Origin of the sequence: Streptomyces sp. B1866, assembly GCF_031932565.1 — a bacterium.
Lineage (GTDB): Bacteria > Actinomycetota > Actinomycetes > Streptomycetales > Streptomycetaceae > Streptomyces.
Genome location: NZ_JAVSCF010000009.1, coordinates 1 through 11,511, shown reverse-complemented (window position 1 = coordinate 11,511; position 11,511 = coordinate 1). Strand labels below are relative to the sequence as shown.

11 protein-coding genes are annotated in these 11,511 nt (G+C 70.5%); 6 read left to right on the top strand and 5 right to left on the bottom strand.

Translation table 11 applies throughout. The features are described 5' to 3' along the window. Nucleotides 1-82 precede the first annotated feature (82 nt). The 3 genes from RKE29_RS03010 to RKE29_RS03000 all read right to left on the bottom strand — a co-directional run bounded on the left by RKE29_RS03010 (nucleotide 83) and on the right by RKE29_RS03000 (nucleotide 1,608). A complete protein-coding gene (locus tag RKE29_RS03010; RefSeq protein ID WP_312003426.1) occupies nucleotides 83-205 on the bottom strand; it encodes a hypothetical protein in 123 nt (40 codons plus the stop codon). Between the two features lie 297 nt (nucleotides 206-502). Further along, nucleotides 503-739, bottom strand: a complete 237-nt coding sequence (locus RKE29_RS03005; RefSeq protein ID WP_312003425.1) for a DUF397 domain-containing protein — start codon at nucleotides 737-739, stop codon at nucleotides 503-505. Beyond that, a complete protein-coding gene (locus RKE29_RS03000) occupies nucleotides 736-1,608 on the bottom strand; it encodes a helix-turn-helix transcriptional regulator (protein ID WP_312003424.1) in 873 nt (290 codons plus the stop codon). Before RKE29_RS03000 ends, RKE29_RS03005 begins: the two co-directional genes overlap by 4 nt. 268 nt (nucleotides 1,609-1,876) lie before the next feature. On the opposite strand from RKE29_RS03000, the gene RKE29_RS02995 reads away from it, so the two are divergent. The 4 genes from RKE29_RS02995 (at nucleotide 1,877) to RKE29_RS02980 (ending at nucleotide 5,187) form a co-directional block, all read left to right on the top strand. After that, nucleotides 1,877-2,548 (top strand): hypothetical protein, encoded by a 672-nt coding sequence (locus RKE29_RS02995; RefSeq protein ID WP_312003423.1) that lies wholly within the window; start codon nucleotides 1,877-1,879, stop codon nucleotides 2,546-2,548. 53 nt (nucleotides 2,549-2,601) lie between these two features. Then, nucleotides 2,602-2,922 (top strand): MazG-like family protein, encoded by a 321-nt coding sequence (locus RKE29_RS02990; protein ID WP_312003422.1) that lies wholly within the window; start codon nucleotides 2,602-2,604, stop codon nucleotides 2,920-2,922. 340 nt (nucleotides 2,923-3,262) lie between these two features. Next, complete coding sequence (locus RKE29_RS02985) at nucleotides 3,263-4,003, top strand: hypothetical protein (protein ID WP_312003421.1); 741 nt, start codon at nucleotides 3,263-3,265, stop codon at nucleotides 4,001-4,003. A gap of 152 nt (nucleotides 4,004-4,155) precedes the next feature. Further along, nucleotides 4,156-5,187 carry a hypothetical protein gene (locus tag RKE29_RS02980; protein ID WP_312003420.1) on the top strand — a complete coding sequence of 344 codons (1,032 nt, stop codon included), beginning with the start codon at nucleotides 4,156-4,158 and terminating at the stop codon, nucleotides 5,185-5,187. A gap of 108 nt (nucleotides 5,188-5,295) precedes the next feature. Here RKE29_RS02980 and RKE29_RS02975 read toward each other — a convergent pair whose 3' ends face one another. Beyond that, nucleotides 5,296-6,777 (bottom strand): MFS transporter, encoded by a 1,482-nt coding sequence (locus tag RKE29_RS02975; protein WP_312003419.1) that lies wholly within the window; start codon nucleotides 6,775-6,777, stop codon nucleotides 5,296-5,298. 137 nt (nucleotides 6,778-6,914) lie between these two features. On the opposite strand from RKE29_RS02975, the gene dusB reads away from it, so the two are divergent. Further along, the gene (dusB, locus tag RKE29_RS02970; protein WP_312003418.1) at nucleotides 6,915-8,054 is read left to right on the top strand and encodes a tRNA dihydrouridine synthase DusB; all 1,140 of its coding nucleotides are present in this window, start codon (nucleotides 6,915-6,917) and stop codon (nucleotides 8,052-8,054) included. Between the two features lie 209 nt (nucleotides 8,055-8,263). Here dusB and RKE29_RS02965 read toward each other — a convergent pair whose 3' ends face one another. After that, the gene (locus RKE29_RS02965) at nucleotides 8,264-9,730 is read right to left on the bottom strand and encodes a hypothetical protein (RefSeq protein WP_312003465.1); all 1,467 of its coding nucleotides are present in this window, start codon (nucleotides 9,728-9,730) and stop codon (nucleotides 8,264-8,266) included. 303 nt (nucleotides 9,731-10,033) lie between these two features. Between RKE29_RS02965 and RKE29_RS02960 the strand changes: the two genes are divergently transcribed. Beyond that, nucleotides 10,034-11,434, top strand: coding sequence for an extracellular solute-binding protein (locus RKE29_RS02960; RefSeq protein ID WP_312003464.1), 1,401 nt, complete (start codon nucleotides 10,034-10,036; stop codon nucleotides 11,432-11,434). The last annotated feature ends 77 nt before the right edge of the window (nucleotides 11,435-11,511 follow it).

Below are 11,511 nucleotides of genomic sequence, written 5' to 3'. Positions count from 1 at the left end.
GCGACCGTCGGCGGCCTTCGGCCCACCCCTCAGTGCAAGGGCGGAGCCGATGGGCGCGGCGACCTGGTCGCGGAACGCGCCGCTAGGCGGTGTGCCCGAAGGTGTCACCTCCCGGCCACGGGGTATCGCCCGTGGCGTCGGTGGGTGGGTCGGACATGCTGCTGTCGTAGCGGTCATGGACACTCGACAGAGTCTCGACTGCCACCAACAGATCGTCGGCGTCTAGCTCGTCACCCATGAGTAGCCTCCGTCGTCAGTCGCTCGACTTGTGATCAGTCGTCACAGAATGGGCTCACTCCTGGCAACTGTTCTCCGAGTGTGCGTACGCCCGCAAGGGTGCGACGGATCAACGGTGAACTTCTCGCCACGTCTCCCCGTGCCTGCCTCGGCTCTCTACGCCACGGCCTTGGGCACCAGCTCCATGTGCCGACGAACGGCGCGAGGCCGCGTTCCCTCGGCTGGGCTGAGGGAACGCGGCCTCGTTCTGCCGTACGGACCGGAGTCAGCGGCCGAGGCCGCCCGCCCGTATGCCGGTGATGAACGCGGCGAACTGCTCGGGGGCCAGGAGCAGCGCCGGGCCCTCGGGGTTCTTGGAGTCGCGGACGGCGACCGCGCCGTGGGCCGTGTTGGTCAGGTCGGCGACCTCCACGCATTCACCCCCGTCGTTGCTGTAAGACGACGTGAACCAGCGGGCGCCCTCCAGTTCTGAGGCCGTCACCGTGGCGGGGCGAGTGTTCATTCGGTGAGCTCCTTCGACAGTCGGTGCAGGAACTTCGGGGTGTCACCAGGTGGCAGGGCTCCGGCCACCATCGCGTCGAACATGCGGGTGAACCGCCCGACATCGCGCAACTTGTCCGTGACGGCCACGGTGTGCCAAGCGGTGTCCGTCTGCACCGTCGTGGGCAGGCCGCGGCCGAGGATCATGATAGTGATGTGATGCAAGGCGATATAGCCGTTGCTGGCCTGGGGGAGAACTTGCAGCGTCACGTTCTCCAGGGCGGCCAACTCGGTCAGCTCCGCGTACTGCTCGCGCATGACCTCCGCGCCGCCGATGGCGTAGCGCAGCGCGGGCTCGTACAGGATCCCCCAGATCTTCACCGGGTCCTCGTCACGGGTGATGGCCTCCTTGCGCTGCATGCGGATCCGCACAGTGGCCTGGCCGAACTCCGTGGTGGTCTCGTTGATGGGCTTGTGCAGCTCGTGGAGGGCCCGCGCGTAGTCCTCGGTTTGCAGTAGCCCGGGAACCACGGTCGGGTGGAAGAAGCGGATCTCCCGGGCCGCCGACTCGACGCCGAGGAACCGCTGCATCCCGGACAGCAGGTTCGTCGTGCCCACGCCGGTCCACCACTCGCGGCTGGACGCCTCGCGCTGCGCCGCGATCAGCCGCTCGATCTCGTCCTCGGCGACGCCGTAGCGCTCCAGCAGCATCCGCAGGTGCCCGGCCTGCCGGAAGGACTTCCAGCCCGCCTCGATGCGCTGGAGCGTGCTGTCGTCGAACGGCATCCCCTCCACCGCCTGCGCGATGGTGAGGTCGGCCGCCTTGCGGTACTGACGCAGCTCGTGGCCGAGCCCGATGCGCCGCGCGGTCGGCCGCGGTCGTCCTGCCATGACTCCTCCCCTCTGGCGCATGTGCGCGCCGGTCGTTGCCTTGTGATCAGCCTTACCGGCGTTACGCACGGAGAAAGAGCCGGTGCGCATGCCGGGGCACGTGCCAATTCTTCTGTTGAGGCTGACTCTCAGCGAACTCTATTGCCTGTGAACCCCCCTGTGGGCGACTTTTGTTGAGTCCGGGGAAATCCGCGACCGCCCCCAACCCTCAAAGACAGCGGGCGATTTCCCACCCCACCCATGTCAACGACCGGAGGCGACACAGGTAATGGCCGCTGCTCCCGCCACGCCCGCACTACCGCTGTTGTGGGGCCGCAACAACCTGCCCGTCCCCTACGCCGCCCGCTGGAGCGCCGAGCGCGCCGCCATGCGCGGCGTACTCACCGTTCGTCCGGACGGCCGGGGGCTGGCCTACCGGGACGAGGCGCCCGCCGACCGCGACCGCCACGGCGTGCTGTGGGCGCGTCTCACCGAGGCGCAGGGGGAGGGGCGGCCGGACTTCGGCTCGCTGCACACCGTCCGCCAGCGGCGCGCGATGTTCGACATGCTCTGCCAGGTCTGCGGCGGCCCGGCCAGCCGGACCTCACGGGGCTGGCTGTTCCTCGTCCAGCGGCCCGAGACGGCCGAGGAGTCGGCGGACTGGCCGGAGGGGCTGCTGTCCACCAAGCCCCCGGTCTGCGAGCCGTGTGCGGCCCTCGCCGCGCGGTACTGCCCGCACCTGACCGACCCCGTCGCGGTCCGCGTGCGCAAGCCCCGGGTCTGGGGCGTGTTCGGCGGCTTCGTCGTCCCGGACGCGGACGGCGGTCTCGTCCCCTCCCCGGACGACCACACCCTGCCCTACGGCCACTCGGCGGCCTGCTGGTTCCTCGCCTCCCAGCTCGTCATCGAACTCACCCGCTGCTGGTCGGCATGCGAGCCCTTCGGAATGGTCGGCGCCTGACTCGGATACGCCGATAGATTCCCGACCGGACCGATTCCGCCGCTGGAGGATTTGTGCACGACACCTGGGACGTCATCGAACGCCTTTCCGCCCGTCTGGAAGCGCACAGCACGCTGCCCGTGGAGCAGCGCCGCCTCCTCCAGATCCTCAAGATCACCGAGGAGGCCGGTGAGGTGGCCGAGGCCGTGATCGGTGCCACGGGCGCGAACCCCCGCAAGGGCCAGTCCCACACCTGGGAGGACGTCCAGTCGGAAGTATGCGACGTGATCATCACGGCCATGGTCGCGCTGGCCCGCCTCACCCCCGAGGCGCGGCAGACGTTCGCCGCACACCTGGAGAAGATCGTCGACCGTGACCTGGCACCGACCAGGTAGGAACGGCTCGCTCCCGCCAGGTCCAGCGCCCCGGACCGGCCGAGGAGTCGGCGGGCTGGCCGGAGGGGCTGTGGTCTGGCCGTCGTCGGCGAGCATCACCGACAGATCGGTTACGACCCGTCCCGGGACGTGCACGGCTCCGCGCGGTCGCAGCCTGCGTAACAGTTTGCCCTGCCACACTCAACTTCCCGCCCCGCGGCCCCATGGTCACCAATTCTGCAAATCCCGGTGCCCTGGCGTGGCTGGTCCACCATGATAGTGAGTGCCCCGCTCCCCCCTCTACGGGGCTGCACTCCACGCTTGCACTGACCAGTCCGACAGGGAGCTACGGGAATCTGAGATGAGCGCAGAAGCAATTGTGGCAGCGATCGCGGTGCTGGTGTCGATCGCGATTGCATCGGCCCAGGGGACGTGGAGTTGGAGAAGGCGAAGGCTCCCGGATCACGACAGCCCTCTCAGGTATGGGGACATCGATGAGGGGAGATCCTTCAGCGTCCAGGATCTGGTGAAGGTCGTGAACCTTCAAGGCAGTCCGGGCCGTGACCCTCAAAGCCCCGGATCCGCACTCCTCACCGATGCGTATCTGATACAGCGGGAATCAGAGGAGGGGAACGGCCTTGTTGCCATATACAGCACTCGTGGACAGTTATCTGCCTGCTCGACGAGCCATCCCTATGAGTCCGGCGAGTACGACTCCACGCACATGGCCATCAATCGGGCAGTGGCTGTTCCGCTTTCCGGCCTGCCGCAGGGCGTCACCTGCCGGGTGGTCAATAGAGTCTCTTTTGAGGGGGCATACGACGGAGAGACTGAGGATTTTTTCGAGACCCACATAGAAAGACCCACAAGATCCCTGACCATCATTCTGGTCTTCGCTCAGGAGTATCGATGTACCGAAGTCTTCGGATTGATTCAGACGGGTGGCAGGTCGAGAGTCGAGCCCGCACGGGACAAGCCTATGGTCCTCGACGACGGTCGTGTCGTCTACTGGCATGTCACTCCGGTCAAGACCGATTGGCTTCCCATTCATGCCCGGTACCGTGTCCGCTGGAAGTGGAGAGGGGGTGACACAGGCTCCTGAGTACGCACTGGGCGACGTAAGCGCGAGGAATATCGGCGCAAGGGCCGACTTGATACGCGGTCGGCGTACGGGCCCGGTTTCTTCGGCAGCGCCTCCACGCTGCCCCGCGAAAGATATGCACGTCAAGCTCTCAGAGAAGGGGCCTCCCCGTGGTGAACCGCGTCGAACTCATGGAAATGCGCGCGCTAGGCACTTCCGTAGACGACTGGCGTCCGGCTCGCAAGTTTCCTGAGACTTACCCGGGGCTCTCCGTGGACCGGAGCTACCTCCTCTGGCATGATCGGGTCCTGCCGATCTCGACCGGAGAATACGGCGAGTACCTGGTCACGCTGGGAAGTTCTCGTCTGCTCCTGGAAGACCTGCTCGGAGAGCTACGCCTTCCCGGCCTGGAACAAAGGTTTCCAGTGCTGGCCTACGGAGCCAACCGCAACCCGTCGACCCTGTATACCAAACTGCTCAACTATTCCTCACGGGACGGCGGAACGAATGGACACTGCCTGCCGGTGCTCAAAGGGCGCATCCAAGGAGCTGACGTTGCCGCCTGCCGGTTCCACGGTCATGGCTACCTGTACGGAGAGATTCTGCTGGGGCACAGTCTGTGCAAGAACGTCGAGCTTGAGGTCTACGTCTGCCTGGTCGACCTCGAACAACTGGCTGTTCTCAACCAGAGCGAAGGTGTCGGCGCGGGTCTGTACGAACTGGCTGTGATCCCCGAAGTTCTGGTTGACGATTTGCCGCAACCGTTCTCCGCCCTGGGGTATGCGGCTAACCAAAGCGTATGGCTTTCCCCTGTCCACGAAACTCCTGTAGCGTATTCGCTGCTTTCCGCTACTGACCGCATCCTTCCTTCGATGACCTCAAGGGAAATGGTGGATCACGTTATGGATTCCCTTGGATTGCGTGGCCAGATCAGCGCTCTGACCGGCCTGAAAAACGACGGGAGATTGGCGGAGGAGGTGGCGAAGTACCTGAACGGGCAATGGTGGTATCAATTTCATACCGGAGAAGCGCCGATTCGAGGCTATCGTCAGGTACTCGAACTGTTCGACTCCCGCATGTCCGCGAAGTCTGCGCAGTCACGCACGCTGGACTCTCTCCGGGCGAACGGACTCGTTCTGTCACATAAGGACGCATATGCGCCAGGTCGCGAGCATCTCTGGAAGAACCGCTACGAAGCCGTCTAAAAGCATGCGCTCGTCACCAGCGCTGGATCACCTGTGTGGCGGAAGGCCGACGGCGCCACCATGACAGGTGAGAACGGCTCGCTCCCGCCGGGTTTCCGCGCCGTGACCCTACGCGCTGGCGCTCGCCGACGGGCGGCCCGAGGGCGTCGCGTCCTCCTCCTCGAACAGCTCCGCCGCGCGGCTCGCCGTCCGGCGCGCCCAGCCGCCGGTGGTCAGCACGCCGAGCAGCAGCACCGCCGCCCCGCACCCGGCGATGATCCACCAGGCCGGGCGGCTGGCGTCGGCGTACGTCGCGGCGCCGCCCAGGCTGCCGTGGCGCGCGGCGGCGGCCGTGCCCGAGGCCAGTACGGCGCCGATGACGGCCACGCCGAGGGACTGGCCGACCTGGCGGCTGGTGGAGGCGACGGCCGCGGCCACGCCTGCCTGGGCGCGCGGCATGCCGGACACGGCGGTGTTGGTGATCGGCGCGTTGACCAGGCCGAAGCCGATGCCGAACAGCGCGTACCCGGCCAGCAGCGAGGCGTCGTGCGTCTCGGCGTCGAAGGCCGCGAACAGCACGCCGCACCCGCCCATCGCCACCCCGGCCAGCAGCAGCGGAACGCGCGGCCCGCGCGCGCCCACCAGCCGTCCGGACAGCGGCGCGAACAGGCCGGTCATCGCGGCCATGGGCAGCATCCACAGGCCCGCGCGCAGCGCGGACTGGCCGCGTACCTCCTGGAGGTAGAGGGTGTTCACGAACAGGAATCCGGCCAGTGCCGCGAACGAGGCCACCGCCGCCACCGTCGCCCCGCTGAACGGCGCGCTGCGGAAGAACCGCAAGTCGATCAGGGGTTCTTCGCGCCGCCGCTCGTAGCCGACGAGCGCGGCCAGCGCCACCGCCCCGGCGGCGGCGCAGCCGGTGATCAGCGGCGAGTTCCAGCCGTGCGTCGGCGCCTCGATGATCGCGTACGTGACCGTACCGAGCAGCACGATCACCAGCGCCTGCCCGACCGGGTCGACCCGGCGCGGGCGCGGCGCGCGCGACTCCGGTACGTACCGGGCGGTGAGCGCCATGGCGGCGAGTCCGACCGGCAGGTTTATCCAGAAGATCGAACGCCAGCCGACCGACTCCACCAGCAGGCCGCCGACCACCGGGCCCGCCGCCATGCTGATGCCGACCACTCCGCCCCACACCCCGATGGCGCGAGCCCGCTCCCGGGGGTCGGTGAAGGTGTTGGTGATGATCGACATGGCGACCGGGTTGAGCATCGAGCCGCCCACCGCCTGCACCGCGCGGAAGGCGACCAGGCACGCCAGGTTCGGCGCCAGGCTGCACAGCGCCGAGCCCAGCGTGAAGACCACCAGGCCCGTGACGAAGACCCGCTTGCGCCCCAGCCGGTCGGCGGTGGAGCCCGCCAGCATCAGCAGTGCGGCGAGCACGAGGGTGTAGGCGTCGATGGTCCACTGCATTCCGGACACCGAGGCGCCCAGGTCGCGGCGCATCGACGGCAGGGCGACGTTGAGCACGGTGTTGTCGAGGCTGACGATCAGCAGGCTCATGCAGCAGATCGCCAGCACGAGCAGACGCCGCCCGCGGGTCAGTTCGGACATACCTGGCACGCTACCCCGCCGGGTCGCGAAGGGTGATCTGTGACCGCCTACCGGACGTGCGCGCCGATGCGACAATTGGGGGAGCAGCCACCGGTCCCAGCCGGTCCCGACGTGACTCCCGAGGACGCCCCACGCCCATGACGACGACACCGCTGCGCATCGGACCGCACACGGTCTCGCCCCCGGTCGTGCTCGCGCCCATGGCCGGGATCACGAACGCGCCGTTCAGGACGCTGTGCCGGGAGTTCTCGGGCGGCCGCGGCCTGTTCGTCAGCGAGATGATCACCAGCCGGGCGCTGGTGGAGCGCGACGCCAAGACCATGCGGCTGATCCACTTCGACGCGGCCGAGCGGCCCCGCTCGCTCCAGCTGTACGGGGTGGACCCGGCCACCGTCGGCAAGGCCGTCCGGATGATCGTGGAGGAGGACCTGGCCGACCACGTCGACCTGAACTTCGGCTGCCCGGTGCCCAAGGTCACGCGCAAGGGCGGCGGCTCCGCGCTGCCGTACAAGCGGCCGCTGCTGCGCGCGATCCTGCGCGAGGCGGTGACGGGCGCGGGCGGCCTGCCGGTGACGATGAAGATGCGCAAGGGCATCGACGACGACCACCTCACCTACCTGGACGCCGGCCGGATCGCCGCCGAGGAGGGCGTCACCGCCATCGCGCTGCACGGCCGTACCGCCGCTCAGCACTACGGGGGCACGGCCGACTGGGAGGCGATCGCCCGGCTGAAGGACGCCGTGCCCGAGGTGCCGGTGCTCGGCAACGGCGACATCTGGTCGGCGGACGACGCGCTGCGCATGGTGCGGGAGACCGGCTGTGACGGGGTGGTGGTCGGGCGCGGGTGCCTGGGGCGGCCGTGGCTGTTCGGGGACCTGGCGGCGGCGTTCGAGGGCCGCGGTGGGGCCGGGTTCGCGCGGCCGACGCTGCGGGAGGTCGCGGACGTCATGCTGCGGCACGCCGGGCTGCTGGCCGAGTGGCTGGGCGACGAGGAGCGCGGCGTGATCGACTTCCGCAAGCACGTCGCCTGGTACACCAAGGGCTTCGCGGTCGGCTCCGAGGCGCGCGGGCGGCTGGCTGTGGTCGGCTCCCTGGCCGAGCTGGCCGACCGGCTGGCCGCCCTGGACCTCGACCAGCCGTGGCCGCCGGGCGCCGACGGCCCGCGCGGGCGCACCTCGGGCCGCAGCCGGGTGGTGCTGCCGGACGGCTGGCTGGCCGACCCGTACGACTGCGCGGCGGTGGGCGCCGACGCGGAGCTGGCCACCTCCGGCGGCTGAACCGTCCGGGCGCCGTCCGGGCGCCGTCCGGGGCGGCCGCTCCGAAACGCTCCCGGCCTGGACGTCCCGCCCGGCGCCCGCCGCGGCCCGTACCCGTACGTGCGCACAGCCCCGCGACCCCGCATGCGGGGTCGCGCGAGCGCCTGGCCGTTGCCCCGGGGCGAGCGCGGCCGGCCGGCCCCGGAGTGGGCAGCCGGCCGGCCGCGCCCTCAGCCCGCGGTTTCCCGCTGGGCCGACCCCGACCCGGTGGGGTTGCCCGAGAGGCGCGCTCCGTCCAGTCCGCGGACCTCCGCGTCGGCGGTCCGGGCGGCCCGGTGGTCCTTCTCCGCCGCCGCCAGCAGGTCCAGGGCGAGCGCGGCGGTCCAGCTGAAGTTCCGCGAGCCGCGCGCCCGGCCGGTGCGCGGGTCCACGTACTCCGCGAAGCCGGAGGACAGGGCGCAGGTCAGGGCCTGGTTGCGCAGCGCGTCGGCCCGGCGCAGGGCGCCGCGCTGCCGCAGTGCCCGCTCCAGCAGCCAGTTCACGTTGAACCAGGCGGGGCCCCGCCAGTAGCGCGACGCGTCGAACGCGTGTCCGAGCAGGTCGTAGCTGGGCACCAGGCGCACGGACGAGCCGAGCCCGAAGTGCTCGCCGCAGGCCGTGCGCATGAGGGCGGCGGCGATCTCGCGGGGCAGCACCGGGACGATCAGCGGCAGCAGGCCCGCCGCGCTGCGCTCCGGCACCAGGCCGCCGTCGGCTCCGTCCCGCAGGTCCCGGCACAGGAACATCTCGGTCTCCGGGTCCCACAGCCGTCTGACCAGGGCTTCCGTCAGCCGCGCCGCGCGCGCCCGGTGCACGCCCGGGTCGCTGCCGATGGCCGCCGCGATGCCGGCCAGCGCGCACTCCGAGGCGATGAGCAGCGCGTTCACGCCCGGGTCCTCGACGGCGAAGTCGGGAGAGAAGGCGCCGTCCTCGTACCCGCTGTCGCGGTAGTCGGTCGCCAGCCGCACGTACCGGCCGTAGTCCAGGTCGGTCGGCCGGTCGCAGGCCGCGCCGTGGTCCAGGTCGGCCCGGCGGAAGGTGCCCGGCGGCGCGGGCTTGACGCGGGAGAGCGGGGCGTCCCAGCACGGGCTGTTGTCCATGCCGGGCTCCCACGGGTGCACCACGGACACCAGCCCGCCGCCGCCCAGGTCCCGGGACCCGGTCAGGTAGCGGTGCCAGGCGACCAGCTTCGGGTACAGCCGGGCGAGGAAGCCGCGCCGCGCCGACAGCCGCGGGTCGGCCTGGTGGACCAGCCAGCAGGCCAGGGCGTGCACGGGCGGCTGCACGATCCCGGAGGTCTCCATGCGCTCCGGCGCGCCGGCCGCCGCTCCGGTGGTGGAGGAGCGCCAGAAGTCGGGGCCGGGGAAGTACAGTCCCAGCGGTACGGCCGGATTGAAGACGATGTGCGGCACCCGGCCGTCACCCCATTGGGCGGCGAACAGCGTCTCCAGCTCCGTCTGCGCCCGCTCCACCGACAGATGGCGTAGTCCGATCGCGATGAACGCCGAGTCCCAGCTCCACTGATGCGGGTAGAGGCCGTGGGAGGGCACCGTCGAGGAACCGGTCCAGTTTCCGAGGAGCACCCGCTGCGCGCGGGCGCGCAGCGGGGATGACGACGGGTCCGACTCCTCGGAGGACTGGTCCTCGCTGCCGGTCATGAACATCACGTCGAGCCTCTCTGCGGGTGTCGTACGGGCCATGTCTGCGGGTGAGGTCGCTGGTGCCGGTCCGCGGGCCCGGCCGTGGTGCGGGCCGGGGCTCGCGCCGGGAGCCGGGTTCCGGTGCTGGTCAGGGGCTGGATACGGGTGCTGGTCGGAGGTGTGGTGTGTGGTGTCTGTCACGGGATTTGCCGGGGCGGGCGGGGGTAGGGGGCGCTGTCGGCGGCCAGTTATGCCTTGTCAACCTACAAAAGTAGTGCTGGGATGCGTATCAGATAAGCGAAAGGTGGCGTGAGATACACCATGCGGATCTGGACGCGGCGGTCAAGGGTGACCGCGGCGGGACTCGCCACCGCCCTGGGCCTGGGCCTGCTGGCCGGGTGCTCGGCCCAGGGGAGCGGCAGGCCGGACAACAAGATCACCGTGTGGTCGCTGGAGAGCCTGCCGCCGCGCATGGCGGCGACCCGGCGCGTCGTCCACCGGTTCGAGCGCGCCAGCGGCGTCACGGTCCGTCTCGTGGGTGTGACCGAGGCCCAGTTGCCGCAGATGATCATGTCGGCGGCGGCCGCGGGCGACATGCCGGACGCGATCGCCGCCCTGCCGCTGTCCCAAATATGGCAAATGTATGGGAATGGTCTGGTCAACACCCGCATCGCCGGGCGCGTCGTCGACCGGCTCGGCCCGGCCACGTTCGACGCGAACGCCCTGGGGCTCGCCTCCGACCACGGCACCCGCCTCGGCGTGCCCTCCGACGCCTGGCTCCAGCTCCTGGTCTACCGCTCCGACCTGCTGCGCGCCGCCGGCCTGCGCGCGCCGGACACGTACGCCGACCTGCTGCGCGCCGCCGACCGGCTCCAGACCGGCGACCGCGTCGGCGTCTCCGCCGCCACCGACCCCGGCGACGCCTTCACCCAGCAGAGCTTCGAGGACCTGGCGCTGGCCAACGGCTGCCGGCTCATCGACCGCGGCGGCCGGGTGACCCTGGACTCCCCGCCCTGCCGCACCGCCTTCCGCACGTACGACCAGCTGGCCCGCGCGCACGGCGCGCCCGGCACCCAGACGGTGGACTCCACCCGCGCCACCTACTTCGCCGGCCGGTCCGCGATGGTGATCTGGTCGTCCTTCCTGCTGGACGAGCTGGCCGGGCTGCGCGACGACGCCCTGCCCAGCTGCCCGCAGTGCCGCCGCGACCACGGGTACCTGGCCGCGCACAGCGGGATCACCACGGCGCTGAAGGGCCCGGACGCCGCCGCGCCCGCCCAGTACGGCGACGTGGTGTCCTTCACGGCCACCCGGACGGCGGAGCCCGAGGCCACCGAGAGGTTCCTGACCTACATGATGACGACCGGCTACGAGGACTGGTTCGGCATGGCGCCCGAGGGCAAGATCCCGGTACGGACCGGCACCGCGGACGACCCGGGCAGGTACACCCGGGCCTGGCGCGGCGCCGACATGGGTGTCGACACCAGGAGGCCGATGGACCAGGTCTATCCGCGCCGCCTCCTGGACCAGCTCGTCGAGGGCGTCGGCAGGATGCGCCGCTGGGGCATCGCCGAGGGCCAGGGCACGCTGGTCGGCGCGCTGAGCGGCGAGCTGCCGGTGGCCAAGGCCGTCGGCGCCATGACGAGCGGGCAGACCTCGCCGCGGCAGGCGGCGCGCGACGCGGCGGACGAGGTCGCCGAGATCGCGAAGTCGCTGCGGTGAGCGGCCCGCCGCCCCGCCGGGCGCCGCTGGCCGCCCGCGTGCTGCGGGCCCTGCGCCGGGGCGCGGCGCCCGAGCCG

Coding starts and splice junctions, on each gene's coding strand:
- RKE29_RS02965 (WP_312003465.1), bottom strand. CDS start 9,730: ATGACCGGCAGCGAGGACCAGTCCTCCGAGGAGTCGGACCCGTCGTCA.
- dusB (WP_312003418.1), top strand. CDS start 6,915: ATGACGACGACACCGCTGCGCATCGGACCGCACACGGTCTCGCCCCCG.
- RKE29_RS02960 (WP_312003464.1), top strand. CDS start 10,034: ATGCGGATCTGGACGCGGCGGTCAAGGGTGACCGCGGCGGGACTCGCC.
- RKE29_RS02995 (WP_312003423.1), top strand. CDS start 1,877: ATGGCCGCTGCTCCCGCCACGCCCGCACTACCGCTGTTGTGGGGCCGC.
- RKE29_RS02975 (WP_312003419.1), bottom strand. CDS start 6,777: ATGTCCGAACTGACCCGCGGGCGGCGTCTGCTCGTGCTGGCGATCTGC.
- RKE29_RS02985 (WP_312003421.1), top strand. CDS start 3,263: ATGAGCGCAGAAGCAATTGTGGCAGCGATCGCGGTGCTGGTGTCGATC.
- RKE29_RS03000 (WP_312003424.1), bottom strand. CDS start 1,608: ATGGCAGGACGACCGCGGCCGACCGCGCGGCGCATCGGGCTCGGCCAC.
- RKE29_RS03005 (WP_312003425.1), bottom strand. CDS start 739: ATGAACACTCGCCCCGCCACGGTGACGGCCTCAGAACTGGAGGGCGCC.